Source organism: Pseudomonas citronellolis (assembly GCF_029335315.1).
GTDB lineage: Bacteria > Pseudomonadota > Gammaproteobacteria > Pseudomonadales > Pseudomonadaceae > Pseudomonas > Pseudomonas citronellolis_A.
Map to the genome: position 1 here is coordinate 22,919 of NZ_JARJLT010000417.1, position 21,857 is coordinate 44,775.

The window sequence follows — 21,857 nt, forward strand, 5'->3', positions numbered from 1 at the left end:
GGGTCTTCCCGAAGCTTTTCAAGGGCTTGCCCGACGAGGCGATCAATTCACCAGCAATTCGATCGCGCTGATCTCGCTCGGCCGCAGGCTGTAGCTGGCCTGCCCGGCGCCGGTGAGCAGGCGGCGGATGACCACCCGGCCGTCCTGGTCGAAGCCGGTGAAGATGCCCTCGGCCACCCGCCCGCGCTCGGTGGTCACGCGCATGCCGCGATTCACGTAGCGCTGCGGCTCGGCCTGCAGGCGCTGCAGCGACAGGGCCCCGCCGGCGCGGGAGAGCGGCGCCTGGGCCGGCTGCGCGGCGCGCGTCGGCGCGCTTTCGACCAGCGCGCGTGGCGCCAGGCGGGCGTAATGGTCGTCGCGCACCACCCAGCCGCGCTGCGCGTCGCGCTGCAATACCAGGTCCAGGTGGCGTGGCTGGCCATCGAGGTCGAAGTCCAGCGCCAGCGGCAGCTCGTGCTGGCCGGGAAGCGGCCGTGGCGCCTGCGCGAAGGCCGCCCGCTGACCGGGAAAGCGCCGCTGCAGGTAGTCACGCAGGACGTAGGCCAGGGTGTCGGCGGAGTCGTAACGGGTGTCGACCCGGCCGTCGCGGTAGCGCAGCTGATCGGTGTACAGCTCGACGCGGCCGCTGAGTGTGGTGCGGTATTCCGCCGGCAGCACCAGGTGGAAGTCGCCGACCAGGCGGTTCGACGCCTTGGGCTGCAGGTCCAGGTGCAGGCTGTAGCCGTCGCGCAGGCGCAGCGCCTGGGGCAGGTCCTGGCCCGGCTGCAGCTGGCTGATTTCCACGATCGGCCGCGCACCGCGGTCTTCGGGCAACAGGTCGAGACGCAACGGGCCGTGCGTCACGCCGGGCAGATGGATGCGCACTTCGCGGCTGGCGTAGAAGCCCTGCCCTTCGCGCAGGCTCAGCACGCCGTCGATCAGGTCCGCCTGGCGCGGTTCGAAGGCTTCGCCCTGCAGTTCGCCGCGCAGCTCGATGGCCAGCTCCGGCGCCGCCGCCGGCTCGCTGTGCAGCCACTGGAGCGCGACTATGGCCTGCAGCCGCGCCGGGTCCTGGGCGGCCAGCATGGCCAGGCCGACCACCAGCGGAATCCAGCCCAGCGCGCCGAAGATCACCGCGCGGCGGGCGAACGCCCAGTGCCGCGCGAGGAACACCGGCGCCAGCGGCGGCAGGAGGCAGGCGAGGCCCCACAGCGGGCCGCGCTCGAAGGCCAGCAGCACCAGCCAGACGTAGCCGGCCAGGATCAGCAGCAAGCCGCCGAGGATCAGCAGGGTGTCCATGGCCCGGACCTAGGCGCCGTCGACCTTGAAATGCGCACGGGCCGTGGCGATGGGCTCCGCGCGGGTGGTCTGCCAGGCGCTGATGGCGACGTTGGCCACGCGCCGGCCCTGGCGCCAGACCTGGCATTGCGCATAGGTGTCGCGGAAATGCCCGGCGCGCAGGTAGTCGACCGAGAAGTCGATGATCTTCGGCAGGTGCGGCTGGCCCATCAGCATCAGCAGGTGGAGCATGGCCGCGTGTTCCATGAAGCCGGCGATCACCCCGCCATGCAGCGCCGGCAGGGTCGGGTTGCCGATGTTGTCGCGGCTGGCCGGCAGGTGGAAGATCACGTCCTCGCCCAGGCGCAGGCAACGGATGCCGATCAACCGGGCGTAGGGAATCATGTCCAGCAGTGGGCTGAAGTCGTTGTCCTGGTGCATCTGGCGCAGCAGTTGCTGCATGTCCGGCGAGCTCATGCGCCCTCCCCCTTTCCGCCCGCGCCCTTGCCCAGGCGCATGAAGGTGCCGACCACGTGGGCGATGGGTTGCGAGGGGTCGTCCTGGTAGGCCACGCCACGGGTGAAGATCACCGTGGGGGTCACGCGGTAGCACTCGGCGAACCCGTAGACGTCCTTGTGCGGCTCGGCCGGGTGCATGTAGTCGATGCGCAGGTCCAGCGTCGGGCAGATTTCGAACTGCGGCAGCACGCAGATGGTCGAGATGCCGCAGGTGGTGTCCATCAGGGTGGTGATGGCGCCGCCGTGGATCACCCCGGTTTCCGGGTTGCCAACGATCGCTTCGCTATAAGGCAGGCGCAGGGTCAGACCTTTTTCATCCGCGGCGTGGGCGGCGATCCCCAGCACCTGGCAATGGCGCAGGACATCGAGAAAACGTTGCGCGCGCTCTAGGATGGACATTTCACTCATGCGAATCGGAGTCCTGGGCTGTTCGAAGGCGCATCATACTCCCCAGCCGAGGCGCTCTGCTGTGAATAATCGTAGTACCGACGCAAACTTGCGTTGAACTTCTGAAGGCAGGCTTAGCTCAAAGGGCTAACACTAGGAACGCCGCACATGGAGGCTCCACGATGAAAAAAACCCTTCCCTTCGCTCTGATGCTGGTTGCCGGTCTGACTCTGGCAGGCTGTGGCAAGAAAGAAGAGCCCAAGGCTCCGCCGGCCGCACCGGCCGCCGAGCAGCCGGCGACCCCGGCTCCGAGCACCCCGCCGGCCAACGAGGCCACTCCGGCGCCGACCACCCCGGCCCCGGCCACTCCGGCTCCGTCCGGCGAGGAGCAGAAGCAGCAGTAAGCTTCCGCAACAAAACACAAGGCCCGCATTCGCGGGCCTTGTCGTTTCTTCACTCCGGCTCTTTCGCCGGCTCGACGTTGGGCGTGGGGGTGAACACCATCACCTTGAGCACGTCGGAGTGGAACTCGCGCTGGTACAGCACCACCACCACGCCGGAGGTGACCAGCATGAAGATCCACGGGTTGATGAACCAGGCCAGCATGGCCAGGCCGAAGTAGTAGGAACGCAGGCCCTGGTTGAACTGGTGCGCGGCCATCGACACCACCCGCGCGGCGCGCTCGGCGAAGGCTCCGCGCTCCTGTTCGCCGACATGCCGTTCGCCGATCAGCGGCGCCGAGCCGATCAGCACCGCGGCGAAGTTGTACTGGCGCATGCACCAGCTGAAGGTGAAGAAGGCGTAGACGAACACCACGGCCAGGCACAGCAGCTTCAGCTCCGACAGCCCGCGCGTGGGCGAGGCCACGAACGGCAGGTCGGCCAGCACCGACACGGTGCGCTCGGCGGAGCCCAGCAGGGTGAGGATGCCGGCCAGGATGATCAGCGTGCTGGAAGCGAAGAACGAGGCGTTGCGCTCCAGGTTGCCGATCACGCTGGCATCGGCCACGCGGTTGTCGCGCAGCAGCAGGCGGCGCATCCAGTCCTTGCGGTACAGGTGCAGCACGCTGGCCAGGCAGGCGGTGTCGCGAGCCTTGTGGCTGGCGTAGCGGGTGTAGCCGACCCAGCAGAAGGCGAACCAGAGCATGGCCAGCAGGTTCCACAGGTACTGGATATCGAAGAGATCGACGACGTCGGTCATGGTCTTCCTTGGCGGGGCCGCAGGTGGGCCGGGCCTATGGTGGGGTGATTTGCGGAAAAACGCGGCAGATAGACGCCAGGTATTGGTGGGAAGACACGTGATCGCTGCCGATTCCCGCGGCACCCTGTAGGAGCGCGCTGCGCGCGAATCGCGGGCATGGCCCGCTCCTACGCCCCCAAAAGAAAAAGACCGCCTCGTGGGCGGCCTTTCTCGTTGCGGCGGGCCCGATCAGGCCAGCGCTTCGCTCGGTTTGCCGAGCAGGCGGTCGATCACCACCATCACGGCGAGCGTGGCCACCGAAGGGATCAGCCAGGCCAGGCCCTGCTCCGACAGCGGCAGGTGCGCCAGCCACTCGGGCATGGTGAAGCCGGCGCCCTTGAGCGCGTCGACCATGCCGAACAGCAGCGACACCACCATCACCGGCGCGACGATGCGGGTCTGCGACTTCCACAGGCCGGCGCAGAAGCTCAGCGCCACCAGCACGATGCACGGCGGGTAGATGGCGGTCAGCACCGGTACCGAGAACTGGATCAGCTTGGTCAGGCCGAGGTTGGACACCAGCAGCGAGAAGCCGGCCAGGATCACCACCAGGCTGCGGTAGGACAGCGGCAGCACCCGGCAGAAGTACTCGGCGCAGGCGCAGGTCAGGCCCACCGCGGTGACCAGGCAGGCCAGGGCGATGAGCACGGCGAGGAAGCCGCTGCCCAGCGAGCCGAAGGTGTGCTGCACGTAGGCGTGCAGGACGGCCGCGCCGTTGCTGGCGCCGGCGGCGATGTCATGGCTGCCCGCGCCCAGGCGGAACAGGCTGATGTACACCAGCGCCAGGCCGACCCCGGCGATCAGCCCGGCGATGATCGCGTAGCGGGTGATCAGGCGCGGCGACTGCACGCCGCGCGAGCGGATGGCGTTGACGATGACGATGCCGAAGACCAGGGCGCCCAGGGTGTCCATGGTCAGGTAGCCGTTGATGAAGCCCTGGGAGAAGGCAGCGTGCTCGTAGCTCGGCTCGGCCTGGCCGATGGTCCCGGCCGGCAGCATGAAGGCGGCGATGCCCAGCGCGGCCAGAGCGATGATCTTCAGCGGGGCGAGGAAGCGGCCCACGGTGTCCAGCAGCTTGCCGGGGTACAGCGAGATCACCAGGACGATGGCGAAGTACACCAGGCTGTAGATGAACAGCGGCAGCGGGCCGTCACCGGTAAGCGGCGCCAGGCCGACTTCGAACGACACGGTGGCGGTGCGCGGGGTGGCGAACAGCGGGCCCACGGAGAGGTAGCAGACCGCCGCCAGCAGACCGCCGGCGACACGCCCGATGGGGTGGCTGAGGGTGTCCATGGCGCCGCCGACCTTGGCCAGGGCGACCACGGTGATGACCGGCAGGCCGACCGCGGTGATCAGGAAGCCGAGCGCCGCCATCCACACGTGCGGGCCCGAGTGCAGGCCGACGATGGGCGGGAAGATGATGTTGCCTGCGCCGACGAACAGGGCGAAGGTCATAAAGCCAAGCGCCAGGATGTCCTGGCCTTTCAAGACGTTCATTTAGGGGAATACCACAGTGCTGAAACGGTTTCGTGGTCTCCCAAGGCACAAAAGTCGAACGGGCACGACGCTGCCGCATCGAACGGGATCGGCCGACTCGCCTGGCGAGCCTGCGCATCCTGTGACGCCGCTGTCATACCTGCACGGAGGATTTGTTCTTGGAAGTCCGATAGCAGAGGTTTTCCATGGGCTCGTGGCCCGTTTGCTCCTGCATTCTGGTTGTCCCGCCATCCATGACGGTCCGGAATCGCCGCCGTTCCGGATAAGGATTGGCGGTTAGCACGCTTTCCCTTGTGGGGAAGGCAGTACTGGGGATAGTTGCTAGCCTAACGATCTATCCGATGAACTGCACTGACGTACGTCAGCTCGTCCACAGGATGAAAGGGCGTGTCGCCTGAACGACACTTCTTGCGACGACGCAGCAATGCAAGAGGCCACCCTAAGGTGGCCTCTTGCGACGGGCGGTCAGGTAAAACCTGTCTACGATCTGCTGCGCGTCGGCATAACTGCGTTAAAAACAGGCGAGTGATGCTCATTTAGCGGACTAAACTCCGCTCCCTCGCCCGTTTTTGCCTAGTTCTGCTCTAGCTCGCGAGATCGTAAACAGATTCTAAGCGAAGCGCTTACTTGGTCGCCCAGCCGGTCAGCTCGGCCAGGGCCTTGCCGATGTCGGCCAGCGAACGCACGGTTTTCACACCGGCGTCCTGCAGGGCGGCGAACTTCTCGTCCGCGGTGCCCTTGCCACCGGAGATGATGGCGCCGGCGTGGCCCATGCGCTTGCCGGGCGGTGCGGTGACACCAGCGATGTAGGACACCACCGGCTTGGTCACGTTGGCCTTGATGTAGGCCGCGGCTTCTTCTTCAGCCGAACCACCGATCTCGCCGATCATGACGATGGCTTCGGTTTTCGGGTCTTCCTGGAACAGCTTCAGGATGTCGATGAAGTTGGAGCCCGGGATCGGGTCGCCACCGATGCCCACGCAGGTGGACTGGCCGAAGCCGGCGTCGGTGGTCTGCTTCACGGCTTCGTAGGTCAGGGTGCCGGAACGCGACACGATGCCCACTTTGCCCGGCAGGTGGATGTGACCCGGCATGATGCCGATCTTGCACTCGCCGGGAGTGATCACGCCCGGGCAGTTCGGGCCGATCAGGCGTACGCCCAGCTCGTCGCACTTGACCTTGGCGTCCAGCATGTCGAGGGTCGGGATGCCTTCGGTGATGCAGACGATCAGCTTGATGCCGCCGAAGGCGGCTTCCAGGATCGAGTCCTTGCAGAACGGAGCCGGAACGTAGATCACCGAAGCTTCGGCGCCGGTGGCTTCAACGGCTTCCTTGACGGTGTCGAACACCGGCAGGCCCAGGTGGGTGGTGCCGCCCTTGCCGGGGGTCACGCCGCCGACCATCTTGGTGCCGTAGGCGATGGCCTGTTCGCTGTGGAAGGTGCCCTGCGAACCGGTGAAGCCCTGGCAGATGACCTTGGTGTCTTTGTTGATCAGGATGCTCATTACTTACCCTCCGCGGCCTTGACGACTTGCTGGGCAGCGTCGGTCAGGCTGGTCGCAGCGATGATGTTCAGACCGCTTTCGGCCAGTACCTTGGCGCCGAGTTCAGCGTTGTTGCCTTCCAGACGGACGACAACCGGAACCTTCACGCCGACTTCCTTGACGGCACCGATGATGCCTTCGGCGATCATGTCGCAGCGAACGATGCCGCCGAAGATGTTCACCAGAACGGCAGCGACGTTGCTGTCGGAGAGGATGATCTTGAACGCTTCGGTCACGCGTTCTTTGGTCGCGCCGCCGCCAACGTCGAGGAAGTTGGCCGGCTTGCCGCCGTGCAGGTTGACGATGTCCATGGTGCCCATGGCCAGGCCAGCGCCGTTGACCATGCAGCCGATGTTGCCTTCCAGCGCGACGTAGTTCAGTTCCCACTTCTGCGCATGGGCTTCACGAGCGTCGTCCTGGGACGGGTCGTGCATGGCGCGCAGCTTGGGCTGACGGTACATGGCGTTGGCGTCGATGTTGATCTTGGCGTCCAGGCAGTGCAGGTTGCCGTCTTTCTTGATCACCAGCGGGTTGACTTCGAGCAGGGCCAGGTCGTAGTCCTGGAACAGCTTCGCCAGGCCGACGAAGATGTGTACGAACTGCTTGATCTGGTCGCCTTTCAGGCCCAGCTGGAAGGCCAGCTCGCGGCCCTGGAACGGCTGCGCGCCGACCAGCGGGTCGATGGTAGCCTTCAGAATCTTCTCGGGAGTGTCGTGAGCGACCTTCTCGATGTCCACGCCACCTTCGGTGGAAGCCATGAACACGATGCGGCGGCTGGAACGGTCGACGACGGCGCCGAGGTACAGCTCCTTGTCGATGTCGGTGCAGGATTCCACCAGGATCTTGCTGACCGGCTGGCCGTTGGCGTCAGTCTGGTAGGTCACCAGGCGCTTGCCCAGCCAGTTGGCGGCGAACGCCTTGGCGTCCTCCTTGCTCTTGACCAGCTTCACACCGCCCGCTTTACCGCGGCCACCGGCGTGCACCTGGGCTTTGACGACCCACTCGGTGCCACCGATTTTCTCACAGGCTTCTGCGGCCTCTTCGGGTGTGTCAACGGCGTAGCCCTTGGATACGGGCAGGCCGTACTCAGCGAACAGCTGCTTACCCTGATACTCGTGGAGATTCATGCTTGTCTACCGTTATTCGTCTTGGGTATTGCGCATTCGGCGCGCCGCTCGTGGCGCCGCGCCACCTGTGACTCCTGCTCCGGGGAGCGGGAATCCGGCGGGATGGTTACGACAGTCCCTCGCAAATGACTGCCGCCCTGCCCCGCCGTGGTCCTACCGCCTCAGCGCTTCTTGCGGTTGGCGATGTGGATGGCGTGGCCATTCACCGCCAGGGCCGCTTCGTGCAGCGCTTCGGACAGAGTCGGGTGGGAGAAGACCATCATGCCCAGGTCTTCGGCGCTGGTGCCGAATTCCATGGCGATCGCGCCCTGCTGAACCAGCTCGGCGGCGCTCGGGCCGATCACGTGGACGCCCAGGACGCGGTCGGTCTTGGCGTCGGCGATGACCTTGACCAGGCCGCCGGTGTCGTTGGCAGCCATGGCGCGGCCGCTGGCGGCGAACGGGAAGGTGCCGACGTTGACTTCGACGCCTTCGCCCTTGAGTTGCTGCTCGGTCTTGCCGACCCACGCGATTTCCGGGTGGGTGTAGATGACCGACGGGATCAGGTCGTAGTTCATCTGGGCCTTGTGACCGGCGATGCGCTCGGCGACCATCACGCCCTCTTCCGAGGCCTTGTGCGCCAGCATGGCGCCACGGACCACGTCACCGATGGCGAAGACGCCCGGAACGCTGGTCTTGCAGTGGTCGTCGACGAAGATGAAGCCACGCTCGTCCAGGGTCACGCCGCTGTCGGCGGCCAGCAGGTCGGTGGTCACCGGGCGACGGCCCACGGCCACGATCAGCTTGTCGAAGGTTTCCTTCTGCTCGCCGTTGGCGTCGGTGAAGGTCACGGTGACCTGCTTCTTCTTCACGTCCGAACCGGTGACGCGAGCGCCCAGGCGGATGTTCAGGCCTTGCTTGGTCAGGGTCTTCAGGGCTTCCTTGGCGATCTGCTCGTCGGCGGCCGGGAGGAACTTGTCCAGGGCTTCCAGGACGGTCACTTCGGCACCCAGGCGGGCCCAGACCGAACCCAGCTCCAGGCCGATGACGCCGGCGCCGATCACGCCCAGCTTCTTCGGTACGCTCTGGAATTCCAGGGCGCCGGTGGAGTCGACGATCACGTCGTCGGTCAGCGGGGCCGGCGGGATTTCGACCGGCTTGGAGCCCGAAGCGATGATGATGTTATCGGCTTCCAGAACCTGGGTCTTGCCGTCCAGGCCGGTCACTTCGACCTGCTTGTTGGCCAGGACCTTGCCGTGGCCTTCGAAGGAGGTCACGCCGTTGGCCTTGAACAGGGTGGCGATGCCGCCGGTCAGGTTCTTCACGATGTTGGCCTTGCGGGCAACCATCGCCGGAACGTCCATCTTCACTTCGCCAGTGGAGATACCGTGGACGTTGAAGCTCTCTTTGGCTTCCTTGTACTTCCAGGAGCTGTCCAGCAGCGCCTTGGACGGAATGCAGCCTACGTTCAGGCAGGTACCGCCGAGGGCGACCTTGCCCTCTTTACCGATGTACTTCTCGATGCAGGCGGTCTTCAGGCCGAGCTGGGCGGCACGGATGGCGGCTACGTAACCGCCGGGGCCAGCACCAATCACAACCACGTCGAATTTCTGGCTCATGTCTCAATCCTTATTCCGGTGAAGCGGACGGCCCCGCGAGGGGCCGTCGTGGTAGTACGGGGCCGTCGTATGAAATGACGAATCAGACGTCCAGCAGCAGACGAGCCGGGTCTTCCAGCAGGTCCTTCATGGCGACCAGGAAGCTGACCGCTTCCTTGCCATCGATCATGCGGTGGTCGTAGGACAGCGCCAGGTACATCATCGGCAGGATCACCACCTGGCCGTTAACGGCCATCGGGCGCTCCTGGATCTTGTGCATGCCGAGGATGGCGGTCTGCGGCGGGTTGACGATCGGAGTCGACAGCAGGGAACCGAATACGCCACCGTTGGAAATGGTGAAAGTACCACCGGTCATGTCTTCGATCGACAGCTTGCCGTCTTTGGCTTTCTTGCCGAAGGTGGCGATGCCGTTCTCGATCTCGGCCAGGCTCATGAACTCGGCGTTACGCAGTACCGGAACGACCAGACCGCGGTCGCTGGATACGGCGACACCGATGTCCTGGTAGCCGTGGTAGACGATGTCGTTGCCGTCGATCGAGGCGTTGACGCCCGGGAAGCGCTTGAGGGCTTCGGTGGCGGCCTTGACGAAGAAGGACATGAAGCCCAGGCGGACGCCGTTGTGCTTCTTCTCGAACAGGTCCTTGTACTTGTTGCGCAGGTCCATGATCGGCTTCATGTTGACTTCGTTGAAGGTAGTCAGCATGGCCATGGAGGACTGGGCCTCGACCAGACGCTCGGCGACCTTGGCGCGCAGGCGGGTCATCGGCACGCGCTTCTCGACGCGGTCACCGGCGGCGAACACCGGAGCCTCGACGGCAGCGGCGGCCGGCTTGGCGGCGGCCGGAGCGGCAGCCGGGGCGTTCTTCTTGGCTTCCACGGCGGCGACCACGTCTTCCTTGGTCACACGGCCGCCTTTGCCGGTGCCGGCGATGGCGTTCGGGTCGATGCCGTTCTCTTCGGCCAGCTTGCGGGCGGCCGGCGAGAGGATGGCGTCTTCGGCGGCGGCGGCCGGAGCGGCAGCAGCCGGGGCGGCGGCGGGAGCAGCGGCGGCGGCCGGAGCGGCGGCAGCGGCGCCGCCCTCGCTCAGGGTGCCCAGCAGTTCGTTGCTGAGTACGGTGTCGCCTTCGTTCTTGACGATGCTGGCCAGGACGCCATCAGCCTCGGCGAGAACCTCGATCACGACCTTGTCGGTTTCGATGTCGACGATCAGCTCGTCACGCTTGACGGCTTCGCCCGGCTTCTTGTGCCAGGTGGCGACGGTGCCGTCGGCGACCGATTCCGGGAAGGATGGGGCTTTGATTTCGATAGCCATTATGTGTGTTTCCTTAAATTCGGTATCAACTGCGCGTTGGCGTTAAACGGTGAAGGCGTCCTGCAGCAGTTTTTCCTGCTGCTCGGCGTGCATCGAAGCGTAGCCGCAAGCCGGGGCGGCCGAGCCATCGCGGCCGGCGTATTCCAGGTTGAGGCCTTTCTTGTGCGCGGCGATGACACGGCGCATGTGGTGCTGCGAGCAGTACCAGGCACCCTGGTTCATCGGCTCTTCCTGACACCAGACGATGTGCTTGAGGTTCTTGTACTTGGACAGAACTTCGGCCAGGTCGTCTTCGGGGAACGGATAGAGCTGCTCCAGGCGCACGATCGCGATGTTCTCGCGGCCTTCGGCACGACGCTTCTCGAGCAGGTCGTAGTACACCTTGCCGCTGCACAGTACGAGGCGGTCGACCTTCTTCGGATCCAGGCTGTCGATCTCGTCGATGACGGTCTGGAACGAGCCGTTGGCCAGGTCTTCCAGGGTCGAGATGGCCAGCTTGTGGCGCAGCAGCGACTTCGGAGTCATGACGATCAGCGGCTTGCGCAGCGGACGGATCACCTGACGGCGCAGCATGTGGTAGACCTGCGCCGGGGTGGTCGGCACGCAGACCTGGATGTTCTGCTCGGCGCACAGTTGCAGGTAACGCTCCAGACGCGCGGAGGAGTGCTCCGGACCCTGGCCTTCGTAGCCGTGCGGCAGCAGCATGGTCAGGCCGCAGAGGCGCTGCCACTTGGTCTCGCCACTGGTGATGAACTGGTCGATCACCACTTGCGCGCCGTTGGCGAAGTCGCCGAACTGCGCTTCCCAGATCACCAGGGCGTCCGGGGTGGTGGTGGCGTAGCCGTATTCGAACGCCAGAACCGCCTCTTCCGAGAGGTAGGAGTCGTACAGGCTGACGCGCGGCTGGCCGTCGAACACATGGGCCAGCGGGATGTAGACCGAGTCGTCCTTCTGGTTGTGCAGCGCCGCGTGGCGGTGCGAGAAGGTGCCGCGGCCGACGTCCTGACCGGTCATGCGCACCGGGTGGCCTTCGAACAGCAGGGTCGCGTACGCCAGGTTCTCGGCGAAGCCCCAGTTGATCGGCATGCCGCCGGCCGCCATCTTGGCGCGGTCTTCGTAGATCTTCTGCACCTGACGCTGCATGACGAAGCCGTCCGGAGTCTCCAGCAGCTTGCTGGACAGTTCCTGCAGGGTCTTCAGGTCGAAGCGGGTGTCGTGACGCGCGGTCCAGGCGTGGCCGACGTACGGACGCCAGTCGACGAACAGTTCCTTGTTCGGCTCCTTGACCAGGCTCTTCACCACGTGCAGGCCGTTGTCCAGGGCGTCGCGGTATTCGTCGACCTTCTCCTGGGCCTGTTCGGCAGTCTGCGCGCCAGCGGCGATCAGAGCGTCGGCGTACAGCTCGCGAGTGGTGCGCTGCTTGGCGATCTGCTGGTACATCAGCGGCTGGGTGCCGCTCGGCTCGTCGGCCTCGTTGTGGCCGCGACGGCGGTAGCAGACCAGGTCGATGACCACGTCACGCTTGAACTGCATGCGGTAGTCGACGGCCAGCTGGGTGACGAACAGCACCGCTTCCGGGTCGTCGCCGTTCACGTGGAAGATCGGCGCCTGGATCATCTTGGCAACGTCGGTCGCGTACTCGGTGGAGCGCGCGTCGTCCTGGCGGCTGGTGGTGAAGCCGACCTGGTTGTTGATCACGATGTGGATGGTGCCGCCGGTCTTGTAGGCACGGGTCTGGGACATCTGGAAGGTTTCCATGACCACGCCCTGCCCCGCGAAGGCGGCATCACCGTGGATGGAAATCGGCACGACCTTGTCGCCGCTGCCGTCCTTGCGACGGTCCTGACGCGCGCGGACCGAACCCTCGACCACCGGGGAGACGATCTCCAGGTGCGACGGGTTGAAGGCCAGCGCCAGGTGGACTTCGCCACCACTGGTCATGACGTTGGAAGAGAAGCCCTGGTGGTACTTCACGTCGCCGGAACCGAGCTGGACCAGCTTCTTGCCTTCGAACTCGTCGAACAGGTCGCGCGGGTTCTTGCCGAGGGTGTTGACCAGGACGTTCAGGCGGCCACGGTGGGCCATGCCGATGACGATTTCCTTGGCGCCGTAGGAACCGGAGCGCTGGATGATCTCGTCGACCATCGGAATCAGGCTTTCGCCGCCTTCAAGACCGAAACGCTTGGTGCCCGGGTACTTGGTGCCCAGGTACTTTTCCAGGCCCTCGGCCGCGGTCAGGCGCTCCAGCAGGTGCGCGCGGGCCTCGGTGGAGTACGTCGGACGACCGCGTACGCTTTCCAGGCGCTGGGCGAACCAGTGGCGCTGCTCGGAATCGACGATGTGCATGAACTCGGCGCCGATGGTGCTGCAGTAGGTCTGCTTCAGTGCATCGAGGATTTCACGCAGGGTTGCCTCTTCCTTGCCGATGTAGAGTTCACCGGTGCGGAAGGTGGTGTCGAGGTCGGCGGCAGTCAGGCCATAGTGGTCGAGCGACAGGTCGGAGGGCGCGCTGCGCACCCAGAGACCCAGCGGATCGAGCTTGGCCGCCTGATGTCCACGCAGTCGATACGCCAGGATCAGGCGCAGGACTTCTACCTGCTTCTTCTCGTGCTCGGTGCTGACGCTGCCGGCGGATACCGGTGCGGCACGACGCTGGTTCTTGGCCAGGAGTACGAAATGATCGCGGATCGAGGAATGCGAGACGTCGGGAGCGGGATTGCCGTCGGCGGGGAGCTTCTGGAAGTACGTGCGCCACTCTTCTGGCACAGCGTTCGGGTCGTGCAGGTAGAGCTCGTAGAGCTCTTCGACGTAGGCAGCGTTCCCACCGGATAGATGGGCACTGTTCCACATCCGCTGCATTACGCTTTCGTGCATGCTTGGTCACCCTCGGTAAGGGGACTCCACCTGTGGAACGCGTCGGGATACCAAGCCCTGTGCAGCGACTGGTAGCCACCAAGGTTCCCGCAGATAGTCCGGGTACCAGCCCGGATGCCCCTGCTGGTCATATATACGTTTTCAATGTCAGAACCCGGCTTTGTGAGCTGGGGCCCGTTGCAACCGCACCGCCGGACAATGTTCCGGCGGCACGGGTATTGCTCTTTAGCGCATGCGCCAGGAGTGGGATCAGGTCCCGCTCTGCAGCAGCATGTTACGCACGTGACCGATGGCCTTGGTCGGGTTCAGGCCTTTCGGGCACACGTTCACGCAGTTCATGATCCCGCGGCAGCGGAATACGCTGAACGGGTCATCCAGCGAAGCCAGACGCTCTTCGGTCTTGGTGTCGCGGCTGTCGGCCAGGAAACGATAGGCTTGCAGCAGCGCGGCGGGACCGAGGAACTTGTCGGGGTTCCACCAGAAGGACGGGCAGGAGGTCGAGCAGCAGGCGCACAGGATGCACTCGTACAGACCGTCCAGCTTCTCGCGTTCTTCCGGGGTCTGCAGACGCTCGATGGCCGGAGCCGGAGTATCGTTCTGCAGGAACGGCTTCACCTTCTCGTATTGCTTGTAGAAGATGCTCATGTCGACGACCAGGTCACGGATCACCGGCAGGCCCGGCAGCGGACGCAGCACCAGCTTGCCGCCCTTCAGGCCGGCGGCCGACAGCGGAGTGATGCAGGCCAGGCCGTTCTTGCCGTTGATGTTCATGCCATCGGAACCGCAGACGCCTTCACGGCAGGAGCGACGGTAGGAGAAACCCTCGTCCTGTTCCTTGATCAGCGCCAGTACGTCGAGGACCATCACGTCCTTACCGTCGGTGTTGACATCGAAGTCCTGCATGTAGGGTGCAGCGTCGGTGTCGGGGTTGTAGCGGTAAACACTTACTTTCAACATGGCGGGCACCCTTAGTAAGTCCGAACCTTGGGTTCGAATGCCGGTACTGTCTTCGGCGCGAAGTTGACGGCACGCTTGGCGACGCGCTTCTCACCCGGGAAGTACAGGGTGTGGCACAGCCAGTTCTCGTCGTCGCGCTCCTCGAAGTCTTCGCGGGCGTGGGCGCCGCGGGACTCTTTGCGGTGTTCGGCCGCAATGGCAGTGGCTTCGGCCACTTCGAGGAGGTTCTGCAGTTCCAGCGCTTCGATGCGCGCGGTGTTGAAAGCCTGGCTCTTGTCGTTGATCTTGACGTTGGCGATACGCTCGCGCAGGTCAGCCAGTTGAGCGATGCCCTTCTGCATGTATTCGCCGGTACGGAATACACCGAAGTAGTTCTGCATGCACTGTTGCAGCTCGCGCTTGAGCGGGGCGACTTCTTCGCCGCTGGTGCGCTCGTTCACGCCGTTGAGGCGCTTGAACGAAGCTTCCAAGTCGCTCTCGGAGGCGCCGCGGTGCTCGATGCCCTCTTTCAGGGCCTTTTCCAGGTGCAGACCGGTCGCGCGGCCGAAGACCACCAGGTCGAGCAGCGAGTTGCCGCCCAGGCGGTTGGCGCCGTGTACCGATACGCAAGCCACTTCGCCTACGGCGAACAGGCCTTCGACGATGGTGTCGTTGCCATTGGCGTCCATGGTCAGGGCCTGACCGTGGATGTTGGTGGCGACGCCGCCCATCATGTAGTGGCAGGTCGGGATGACCGGGATCGGCGCGACGACCGGGTCGACGTGCGCGAAGGTCTTGGACAGTTCGCAGATGCCGGGCAGGCGGCTGTGCAGAACTTCCTCGCCGAGGTGGTCGAGCTTCAGCAGTACGTGGTCCTTGTTCGGGCCCACGCCGTTGCCGGCGATCACTTCCTTGACCATGGAGCGGGCGACCACGTCGCGGCCAGCCAGGTCCTTGGCGTTCGGAGCGTAACGCTCCATGAAGCGCTCGCCATGGGCGTTGATCAGGTAACCGCCTTCACCGCGGCAACCTTCGGTGACCAGTACACCGGCGCCGGCGATGCCGGTCGGGTGGAACTGCCACATTTCGATGTCCTGCACCGGCACGCCAGCACGCAGGGCCATGCCCACGCCGTCACCGGTGTTGATCAGGGCGTTGGTGGTGGAGGCGTAGATACGGCCCGCACCGCCGGTCGCCAGGACCACGGCCTTGGAACGGATGTAGACGGTTTCGCCGGTCTCGATGCAGATGGCGATGATGCCGACCACGTGGCCGTCCTGGTTCTTCACCAGGTCGACGGCGTACCACTCGTTGAGGAACGAGGTGCCGTTCTTCAGGTTGGCCTGGTACAGGGTGTGCAGCAGGGCGTGACCGGTACGGTCGGCCGCGGCGCAGGTACGGGCGGCCTGGCCACCCTTGCCGAAGTCCTTGGACTGGCCACCGAACGGACGCTGGTAGATGCGGCCCTGCTCGGTACGGGAGAACGGCAGGCCCATGTGTTCCAGTTCGAACACGGCTTCCGGGCCGACGGAGCACATGTATTCGATCGCGTCCTGGTCACCGATGTAGTCGGAGCCCTTGACGGTGTCGTACATGTGCCAGCGCCAATCGTCGTTCGGGTCGGCCGAAGCGATGGCGCAGGTGATGCCGCCCTGGGCGGATACGGTGTGCGAGCGGGTCGGGAAGACCTTGGTCACGACGGCGGTCTTGTGACCGCCCTGGGCCAGTTGCAGCGCTGCGCGCATGCCGGCGCCGCCACCACCAACGATGATGGCGTCGAAGGAAAGAGTACGATTGCTAGCCATGGATCAGTTACCCCAGAGAATCTGCACACCCCAGACGAAGAATGCGAACATGGCCATGCCGCATACCGCCTGGACGAGGAAACGCACGACGGTCGCGGCTTTGCCGAGGGCCATCGGAGTCAGGTAGTCGGTGGTGATGGTCCACATGCCGACCCAGGCGTGTACGCTCAGGGCAACCAGCGTGAGAAGACTGAAGATCTTCATCAGGCTGTGGGAGAACAGACCATGCCACTCCTCGTAGGAGATGTTCGGGTGGGTAACCAGGTAACCCAGCAGGAAAAGCACGTAAGTCGCGAGAACGACCGCGGAAACGCGTTGGGCCATCCAGTCGTAGAGGCCAGAACGCGAGAAGTTAGTGACGTTAGTTACCATACCCAGACCCCCGCCAGAACGATCAGCACCACAGCGATGGCGATGACGATTTTCGAACCACGCTTACCGCCTTCCAGTGTTTCGCCGACACCTGCGTCCATGACGAGGTGACGCACACCGGCTACTAGGTGGTACAGCAGCGCAGACAGCAGGCCCCAGATCACAAGCTTGGCCAACGGATGGGCCAGACACGCCTTCACCTGCTCAAAGCTGTCTTCCGATGCGAGGGACTTGTCGAGCGCAAATAGCAGAACGGCAATGCCTACGAAAAGGATGACGCCAGAGATGCGGTGGAGAATGGACGTGTAAGCGGTGACAGGGAGTTTGATGGTCCTTAGGTCTAGGTTTACAGGTCGTTTGCTATTCACGGCTTTTTTCACACTGAGAGCCCTTTGAATTGCAGGGCTAGTTGTCGGGAGGTGCACTTGTCAGGTACCCATCACCTTCGGGAGTGACAACCGCCTGTGGAGCGAGGTCTGGAGGCCTCTGGCGGCTGGTCGCCGAGTATAGACAGTTAGGCTCCTAATGACAACGGAATCCCCTACGCCTAAGGACTTATTGCCGCACCCCCGCAAAAGGCGTAAATAGGCGATTTTTTTCGCCAAAACAGGCAGTTGGAAGGGCTGTCCGACACCGGTTCGCGCAAATTGACAATCGAATTTATCTCTCTATAGTGGTGCGGGCCCTGCGTGGGGGGTCGTACAGATGATTTCAAGCATTAATAGGAGGCCAAATCATGGCTGACAAGAAAGCGCAGTTGATCATCGAGGGCGCAGCCCCCGTCGAACTGCCCGTCCTATCCGGCACGCTGGGCCCCGATGTAGTCGATGTGCGGGGTCTCACCTCCACGGGCCACTTCACTTTCGATCCTGGCTTCATGTCGACCGCCTCCTGCGAGTCGAAGATCACCTACATCGACGGCGACAAGGGCGTGCTGCTGCACCGCGGCTACCCCATCGAGCAGCTGGCCGAGCACTCCGACTACCTGGAAACCTGCTACCTGCTGCTCAAGGGCGAACTGCCCACCGCCGAGCAGAAGGAACAGTTCGTCGGCACCATCAAGAACCACACCATGGTTCACGAGCAGCTGAAGACCTTCTTCAACGGCTTCCGCCGCGACGCTCACCCGATGGCCATCATGTGTGGCGTCATCGGTGCCCTGTCGGCCTTCTATCACGACTCCCTGGACATCAATAACCCCAAGCATCGCGAGATCTCCGCGCATCGCCTGGTCGCCAAGATGCCCACCATCGCCGCCATGGTGTACAAGTACTCCATGGGTCAGCCGATGATGTATCCGCGCAACGACCTGAGCTATGCAGAGAACTTCCTGCATATGATGTTCAACACCCCCTGCGAAACCAAGCCGATCAGCCCCGTGCTGGCCAAGGCCATGGACCGCATCTTCATCCTGCACGCCGACCACGAGCAGAACGCGTCGACCTCGACCGTACGCCTGGCCGGTTCGTCGGGCGCCAACCCGTTCGCCTGCATCGCCTCCGGCATCGCCGCCCTCTGGGGCCCGGCCCACGGTGGCGCGAACGAAGCCGTTCTGCGCATGCTGGACGAGATCGGTGACGTTTCGAACATCGAGAAGTTCGTGGCCAAGGCCAAGGACAAGAACGATCCGTTCAAGCTGATGGGCTTCGGCCACCGCGTGTACAAGAACTTCGACCCGCGCGCCAAGGTCATGAAACAGACCTGCGACGAGGTGCTCAGCGAGCTGGGCATCAACGATCCGCAGCTGGAACTGGCCATGAAGCTGGAAGAGATCGCCCGCCACGACCCCTACTTCGTGGAGCGCAACCTCTACCCGAACGTGGACTTCTACTCGGGCATCATCCTCAAGGCCATCGGCATCCCGACCAGCATGTTCACCGTGATCTTCGCCCTGGCACGTACCGTGGGCTGGATCTCGCACTGGCAGGAAATGCTCTCCGGCCCGTACAAGATCGGCCGTCCGCGCCAGCTGTACACCGGCTACACCCAGCGCAACTTCGTCGAGCTCGACGCTCGCAAGTAAGTCTCGCTGGACACGAAAAAGGCTGCCTCGGCAGCCTTTTTTTATTGCCCGCGCCCCTTGCCTCGCGCACGCCTTCACCCGCTCAAATCCCGTAGGGCGCATAACGCCTACGGCGTTATCCGCCATTGCCGCCGGCTCCGGCGCTCGGGCCGACGGCGGATAACCGCGAACGGTTATGCGCCCTACGACGCTGGACCAAGCTTCAGGTGGTCCCCCCGTAGGAGCGGCACCGCTGTCCGGCGTCGCAACGCCGAATCGCGGGCATGAAAAAGGCCGCCCGAAGGCGGCCTCGTCTCACCGGCCGGTTGCGTCTCAGCGCTTCTCGGCTGCCGAACGCAGGCCCTTCAGGGTGTTCATCGGCGCGTCCACCACGAAGCTGTTGGCCAGCCAGGACGGGATGCTGCCGCCCGGCTCGGTCTGCACCTGGTAGGTCACTTCGGTAACGCCGGCGCCCTTGGGCACCAGCTTCCACTCGCCGACCAGCTTGGGCACGCGGATCTCGCCCTTCTCTTCCGGGATGTACGCCGGGTCGGCGTTGAGGTGACGGATCAGGCCGCCGTCGGCGGTCTTCTCGGTGGTCACGTGGATCACCACGTCACGGCCGGTCACCGGCCACGGCATGTCGATCTTCGAGTAGGTCCAGGAGTTGTCGCCCTCGCTTTTCAGCAGGCGCATATCGGCGCAGGCGTGAATCCACTTGCAGGAGCCCTTCACGTCTTCCTGCAGGGCGTTGATGGCGGCCACGTCGGCCTTGATGTCCACCACGCCGCGGTAGGCCTTGTACTTGGAGCCCGGAACGCTGCTCAGGTAGACCTTGACCCCGTCCTCGTCCTTGGCCAACTGCCAGTCCTCGGCCAGGGCGTTGCCGCAGACGGCCACCATGGCGGCGCTCAACAGGGTCATACGCAGGATGCCACGCATCGTTTTTTCCTCTGGTTATTGTTGGTCTCGCGGGGCCCGCGCGCAGGCCGACCCCGTGCAAATCCGCGATCCTGAGCGGTTCGGCAGTCAGGATGGGCGCCAGTATGGGCCTTGAAAACGTGACTTCCAAGTCACTCAGGCGGCGGTGATCCGCTCCCACTCGGTGAGGATGCGATAGGCCGCTTCGTTACTGTCGCCGCAGGCCTCGGCGTCGGCGTCGAAGGCCGCGCAGACGGCCGGCCGCTCGGGCTTGCCGAACAGGCGGCAGAGGTTGCGCTCGTCGAGTTGCACGCAGCGCACGCCCGCGGGCTTGCCGGCGGGCATGCCGGGAATCGGCGAGGAGATCGACGGCGCCACGCAGCAGGCGCCACAACCGGCACGGCATTGCATCTTCAGCAGGACTCGGACGGGAATGGAGGATTCGCGCGCACGGCGGGAAGCCTTGCGCGGCGCGCAGGATAAGCCCGCCAGCGCGCGCCGCCAAGCGCTACGCGTCGGCCCTTGGCGGCGCCGGCGCGACGCTCTAGGCTGGCGAACCGTCCATCCCTGGAGCATGCGCATGCCGGTCTGGGTCCAAACCGCCACCCTCCTGGTGTTCTCCAACCTGTTCATGACCTTCGCCTGGTACGGGCACCTGAAGACCCTGAACAGCAAGCCGTGGATCATCGCCGCGCTGGTCAGCTGGGGCATCGCCCTGTTCGAGTACCTGCTGCAGGTACCGGCCAACCGCATCGGCTACACGCAGCTCTCGGTGGGCCAGCTGAAGATCATGCAGGAGGTCATCACCCTCGCGGTGTTCGTGCCCTTCAGCGTGTTCTTCATGCAGCAGCCGCTGAAGCTCGACTACCTGTGGGCCGGCCTGTGCCTGCTGGGCGCGGTCTACTTCATCTTCCGCAGCTGAATCAGTCGCGCGGCTTCAGCCGGGTGATCAGGCTCGAGGTGTCCCAGCGCCCACCACCGGCGGCCTGGACTTCCGCGTAGAACTGGTCGACCAGCGCCGTCACCGGCAGCTGCGCGCCATTGCGCCGCGCCTCGTCGAGAACGATGGCGAAGTCCTTGCGCATCCAGTCGACGGCGAAGCCGAAGTCGAAGCGCCCTTCGAGCATGCTCTTGTGGCGGTTCTCCATCTGCCAGGACTGCGCCGCGCCCTTGCTGATCACGCCCACCACGGCCTCGCCGTCGAGCCCGGCGCACTGGGCGAAGTGCAGGGCCTCGGACAGGCCCTGGACCAGGCCGCCGATGCAGATCTGGTTGACCATCTTGGTCAGCTGCCCGGCGCCGCTGTGGCCCATCAGCCGCTGCATCCGCGCGTAGGCGCCGATGAGCGGCTCGGCGCGCCGGTAGAAGGCCTCCTCGCCACCCACCATCACCGTCAGCACGCCGTTTTCGGCACCGGCCTGGCCGCCGGAAACCGGCGCATCGAGGAAGCCCAGCTCACGCTCGGCGGCTTGTACCGCCAATTCGCGGGCCACCGCCGCCGACGCCGTGGTGTGATCGACGAAGACGCTGCCCGGCTGCATGCCGGCGAAGGCGCCGTCGGGCCCCAGCACCACGCTGCGCAGGTCGTCGTCGTTGCCCACGCAGCACATCACGAATTCCGCCCCGGCGGCCGCCTCGCGCGGCGTCGGCGCGGCGCTGCCGCCATGCTCGGCGACCCATTGCGCGGCGCGTGTCGGCGTGCGGTTGTAGACCCGCACCTCGTGCCCCTTGGCCCGCAGGTGCCCGGCCATGGGATAGCCCATGACGCCCAGGCCGATGAACGCGACTTTGGCCATTGCTCGATGCTCCCCTGTTGTCGATCGGCCAAGCCTAGCAGCGGTTTGCCGAGCCCCGAAAGGCCTTCCATACTGCTTGCCAGGCGCCACGCGCGCCGCCGAACCGCCCCGACAACCCACGAGCAGGCCCTATGCCCCACTGGTTGGTCATCGATCTGGAAGCCACGACCGAGGAAGGCGGCTGGCCAGTCGAGGAAATGGAAATCATCGAGATCGGCGCCAGCCTGGTGGCCGCCGCCGACGGTCGCGAGCTGGATCACTTCCAGCGCTTCGTTCGCCCGCAACGCCGCCCGCTGCTGACCAGCTTCTGCCGCGAGCTCACCCACATCAGCCAGGCCGATGTCGACGCGGCCGCGCCGCTCAGCGCGGTCTGGCCACAGTTCGAGCGCTGGCTGGCGCAACACAGCCCGCGCCTGGCCGGCTGGGCCAGCTGGGGCGACTACGACCGCCGCCAGCTGGAGCAGGAATGGCGGCACCAGCGCATTCACAGCCAGCTGAGCCAGGTACCGCACCTGAACCTCAAGCAACGCTTCGCAGAAGCCCGCCAGCTCAAGCGCCCGGTAGGTCTGAACACCGCGCTGCAACTCGCCGGCCTGCACTTCCACGGCCAGCAGCACCGCGCCCTGGAAGATGCGCGCAATACCGCGCGGCTGCTCCCCCTGGCGCTGTGAA

General features: G+C 64.8%; 21 protein-coding genes. 4 read left to right on the forward strand and 17 right to left on the reverse strand.

Features of this window, described 5'->3' with window-relative positions; translation table 11 throughout:
- Nucleotides 1-42 precede the first annotated feature (42 nt).
- Genes P3W75_RS31645 through P3W75_RS31655 form a run of 3 tightly spaced genes read right to left on the reverse strand, consistent with a single transcriptional unit; the run spans nt 43 to nt 2,183 of the window.
- Nucleotides 43-1,278: an MFS transporter gene (locus P3W75_RS31645; RefSeq protein ID WP_276231283.1), complete on the reverse strand. Its 1,236-nt coding sequence runs from the start codon at nt 1,276-1,278 to the stop codon at nt 43-45.
- Between the two features lie 9 nt (nt 1,279-1,287).
- Complete coding sequence (locus P3W75_RS31650; RefSeq protein WP_276231284.1) at nt 1,288-1,734, reverse strand: PaaI family thioesterase; 447 nt, start codon at nt 1,732-1,734, stop codon at nt 1,288-1,290.
- A complete protein-coding gene (locus P3W75_RS31655) occupies nt 1,731-2,183 on the reverse strand; it encodes a PaaI family thioesterase (RefSeq protein WP_276231285.1) in 453 nt (150 codons plus the stop codon). Before P3W75_RS31655 ends, P3W75_RS31650 begins: the two co-directional genes overlap by 4 nt.
- Nucleotides 2,184-2,344: 161 nt before the next feature.
- Between P3W75_RS31655 and P3W75_RS31660 the strand changes: the two genes are divergently transcribed.
- Complete coding sequence (locus P3W75_RS31660; RefSeq protein ID WP_276231286.1) at nt 2,345-2,566, forward strand: hypothetical protein; 222 nt, start codon at nt 2,345-2,347, stop codon at nt 2,564-2,566.
- Between the two features lie 49 nt (nt 2,567-2,615).
- On the opposite strand, the gene P3W75_RS31665 is transcribed toward P3W75_RS31660, so the two are convergent.
- From P3W75_RS31665 to sdhC, 11 genes are all read right to left on the reverse strand, one after another.
- Nucleotides 2,616-3,362, reverse strand: coding sequence for a DUF599 domain-containing protein (locus tag P3W75_RS31665; protein WP_276231287.1), 747 nt, complete (start codon nt 3,360-3,362; stop codon nt 2,616-2,618).
- Between the two features lie 228 nt (nt 3,363-3,590).
- Nucleotides 3,591-4,898: a branched-chain amino acid transport system II carrier protein gene (brnQ, locus tag P3W75_RS31670; RefSeq protein WP_276231288.1), complete on the reverse strand. Its 1,308-nt coding sequence runs from the start codon at nt 4,896-4,898 to the stop codon at nt 3,591-3,593.
- A gap of 623 nt (nt 4,899-5,521) precedes the next feature.
- The gene (gene sucD, locus P3W75_RS31675; RefSeq protein ID WP_276231289.1) at nt 5,522-6,403 is read right to left on the reverse strand and encodes a succinate--CoA ligase subunit alpha; all 882 of its coding nucleotides are present in this window, start codon (nt 6,401-6,403) and stop codon (nt 5,522-5,524) included.
- Complete coding sequence (gene sucC / locus P3W75_RS31680) at nt 6,403-7,569, reverse strand: ADP-forming succinate--CoA ligase subunit beta (protein ID WP_276231290.1); 1,167 nt, start codon at nt 7,567-7,569, stop codon at nt 6,403-6,405. The genes sucD and sucC overlap by 1 nt, the downstream gene beginning before the upstream one ends.
- A 161-nt stretch (nt 7,570-7,730) precedes the next feature.
- Nucleotides 7,731-9,167 carry a dihydrolipoyl dehydrogenase gene (gene lpdA, locus P3W75_RS31685; protein ID WP_276231291.1) on the reverse strand — a complete coding sequence of 479 codons (1,437 nt, stop codon included), beginning with the start codon at nt 9,165-9,167 and terminating at the stop codon, nt 7,731-7,733.
- A gap of 82 nt (nt 9,168-9,249) precedes the next feature.
- On the reverse strand, nt 9,250-10,479 hold the full coding sequence (odhB, locus tag P3W75_RS31690) for a 2-oxoglutarate dehydrogenase complex dihydrolipoyllysine-residue succinyltransferase (RefSeq protein WP_276231292.1): 1,230 nt from the start codon (nt 10,477-10,479) through the stop codon (nt 9,250-9,252).
- Between the two features lie 42 nt (nt 10,480-10,521).
- Nucleotides 10,522-13,353, reverse strand: coding sequence for a 2-oxoglutarate dehydrogenase E1 component (locus P3W75_RS31695; RefSeq protein WP_276231293.1), 2,832 nt, complete (start codon nt 13,351-13,353; stop codon nt 10,522-10,524).
- A 249-nt stretch (nt 13,354-13,602) separates the two neighbouring features.
- Nucleotides 13,603-14,310: a succinate dehydrogenase iron-sulfur subunit gene (locus P3W75_RS31700; protein ID WP_276231294.1), complete on the reverse strand. Its 708-nt coding sequence runs from the start codon at nt 14,308-14,310 to the stop codon at nt 13,603-13,605.
- Between the two features lie 11 nt (nt 14,311-14,321).
- The gene (sdhA, locus tag P3W75_RS31705) at nt 14,322-16,094 is read right to left on the reverse strand and encodes a succinate dehydrogenase flavoprotein subunit (RefSeq protein WP_276231295.1); all 1,773 of its coding nucleotides are present in this window, start codon (nt 16,092-16,094) and stop codon (nt 14,322-14,324) included.
- Nucleotides 16,095-16,097: 3 nt separating this feature from the next.
- A complete protein-coding gene (sdhD, locus tag P3W75_RS31710; RefSeq protein ID WP_276231296.1) occupies nt 16,098-16,466 on the reverse strand; it encodes a succinate dehydrogenase, hydrophobic membrane anchor protein in 369 nt (122 codons plus the stop codon).
- Nucleotides 16,460-16,846, reverse strand: a complete 387-nt coding sequence (gene sdhC, locus P3W75_RS31715; RefSeq protein WP_276231297.1) for a succinate dehydrogenase, cytochrome b556 subunit — start codon at nt 16,844-16,846, stop codon at nt 16,460-16,462. The genes sdhD and sdhC overlap by 7 nt, the downstream gene beginning before the upstream one ends.
- A 356-nt stretch (nt 16,847-17,202) precedes the next feature.
- On the opposite strand from sdhC, the gene gltA reads away from it, so the two are divergent.
- The gene (gltA, locus tag P3W75_RS31720; protein ID WP_276231298.1) at nt 17,203-18,489 is read left to right on the forward strand and encodes a citrate synthase; all 1,287 of its coding nucleotides are present in this window, start codon (nt 17,203-17,205) and stop codon (nt 18,487-18,489) included.
- 312 nt (nt 18,490-18,801) lie between these two features.
- On the opposite strand, the gene P3W75_RS31725 is transcribed toward gltA, so the two are convergent.
- Together P3W75_RS31725 and P3W75_RS31730 are read right to left on the reverse strand one after the other, a co-directional pair.
- Nucleotides 18,802-19,410, reverse strand: coding sequence for an START domain-containing protein (locus P3W75_RS31725; protein ID WP_276231299.1), 609 nt, complete (start codon nt 19,408-19,410; stop codon nt 18,802-18,804).
- Nucleotides 19,411-19,545: 135 nt separating this feature from the next.
- On the reverse strand, nt 19,546-19,800 hold the full coding sequence (locus P3W75_RS31730; protein WP_276231300.1) for a YkgJ family cysteine cluster protein: 255 nt from the start codon (nt 19,798-19,800) through the stop codon (nt 19,546-19,548).
- 169 nt (nt 19,801-19,969) lie between these two features.
- On the opposite strand from P3W75_RS31730, the gene P3W75_RS31735 reads away from it, so the two are divergent.
- Entirely contained in the window at nt 19,970-20,311 is a 342-nt protein-coding gene (locus P3W75_RS31735; RefSeq protein ID WP_276231301.1) for a DMT family protein, read from the forward strand.
- A 1-nt stretch (nt 20,312) separates the two neighbouring features.
- Here the strand turns inward: P3W75_RS31735 and P3W75_RS31740 are convergent, their stop codons facing one another.
- A complete protein-coding gene (locus tag P3W75_RS31740; protein ID WP_346429870.1) occupies nt 20,313-21,305 on the reverse strand; it encodes an NAD(P)-dependent oxidoreductase in 993 nt (330 codons plus the stop codon).
- A gap of 11 nt (nt 21,306-21,316) precedes the next feature.
- On the opposite strand from P3W75_RS31740, the gene P3W75_RS31745 reads away from it, so the two are divergent.
- Nucleotides 21,317-21,856: an exonuclease domain-containing protein gene (locus P3W75_RS31745; RefSeq protein ID WP_276231303.1), complete on the forward strand. Its 540-nt coding sequence runs from the start codon at nt 21,317-21,319 to the stop codon at nt 21,854-21,856.
- The last annotated feature ends 1 nt before the right edge of the window (nt 21,857 follow it).

Excerpts from the sequence above, each read along its gene's own strand:
- odhB (WP_276231292.1), bottom strand. The coding sequence starts at position 10,479 with ATGGCTATCGAAATCAAAGCCCCATCCTTCCCGGAATCGGTCGCCGAC.
- gltA (WP_276231298.1), top strand. The coding sequence starts at position 17,203 with ATGGCTGACAAGAAAGCGCAGTTGATCATCGAGGGCGCAGCCCCCGTC.
- P3W75_RS31745 (WP_276231303.1), top strand. The coding sequence starts at position 21,317 with ATGCCCCACTGGTTGGTCATCGATCTGGAAGCCACGACCGAGGAAGGC.
- P3W75_RS31650 (WP_276231284.1), bottom strand. The coding sequence starts at position 1,734 with ATGAGCTCGCCGGACATGCAGCAACTGCTGCGCCAGATGCACCAGGAC.
- P3W75_RS31645 (WP_276231283.1), bottom strand. The coding sequence starts at position 1,278 with ATGGACACCCTGCTGATCCTCGGCGGCTTGCTGCTGATCCTGGCCGGC.
- P3W75_RS31695 (WP_276231293.1), bottom strand. The coding sequence starts at position 13,353 with ATGCACGAAAGCGTAATGCAGCGGATGTGGAACAGTGCCCATCTATCC.
- P3W75_RS31730 (WP_276231300.1), bottom strand. The coding sequence starts at position 19,800 with ATGCAATGCCGTGCCGGTTGTGGCGCCTGCTGCGTGGCGCCGTCGATC.
- sucC (WP_276231290.1), bottom strand. The coding sequence starts at position 7,569 with ATGAATCTCCACGAGTATCAGGGTAAGCAGCTGTTCGCTGAGTACGGC.
- sdhA (WP_276231295.1), bottom strand. The coding sequence starts at position 16,094 with ATGGCTAGCAATCGTACTCTTTCCTTCGACGCCATCATCGTTGGTGGT.
- P3W75_RS31700 (WP_276231294.1), bottom strand. The coding sequence starts at position 14,310 with ATGTTGAAAGTAAGTGTTTACCGCTACAACCCCGACACCGACGCTGCA.
- P3W75_RS31655 (WP_276231285.1), bottom strand. The coding sequence starts at position 2,183 with ATGAGTGAAATGTCCATCCTAGAGCGCGCGCAACGTTTTCTCGATGTC.
- P3W75_RS31665 (WP_276231287.1), bottom strand. The coding sequence starts at position 3,362 with ATGACCGACGTCGTCGATCTCTTCGATATCCAGTACCTGTGGAACCTG.
- lpdA (WP_276231291.1), bottom strand. The coding sequence starts at position 9,167 with ATGAGCCAGAAATTCGACGTGGTTGTGATTGGTGCTGGCCCCGGCGGT.
- sucD (WP_276231289.1), bottom strand. The coding sequence starts at position 6,403 with ATGAGCATCCTGATCAACAAAGACACCAAGGTCATCTGCCAGGGCTTC.
- sdhD (WP_276231296.1), bottom strand. The coding sequence starts at position 16,466 with ATGGTAACTAACGTCACTAACTTCTCGCGTTCTGGCCTCTACGACTGG.
- P3W75_RS31735 (WP_276231301.1), top strand. The coding sequence starts at position 19,970 with ATGCCGGTCTGGGTCCAAACCGCCACCCTCCTGGTGTTCTCCAACCTG.
- P3W75_RS31725 (WP_276231299.1), bottom strand. The coding sequence starts at position 19,410 with ATGCGTGGCATCCTGCGTATGACCCTGTTGAGCGCCGCCATGGTGGCC.
- brnQ (WP_276231288.1), bottom strand. The coding sequence starts at position 4,898 with ATGAACGTCTTGAAAGGCCAGGACATCCTGGCGCTTGGCTTTATGACC.
- P3W75_RS31660 (WP_276231286.1), top strand. The coding sequence starts at position 2,345 with ATGAAAAAAACCCTTCCCTTCGCTCTGATGCTGGTTGCCGGTCTGACT.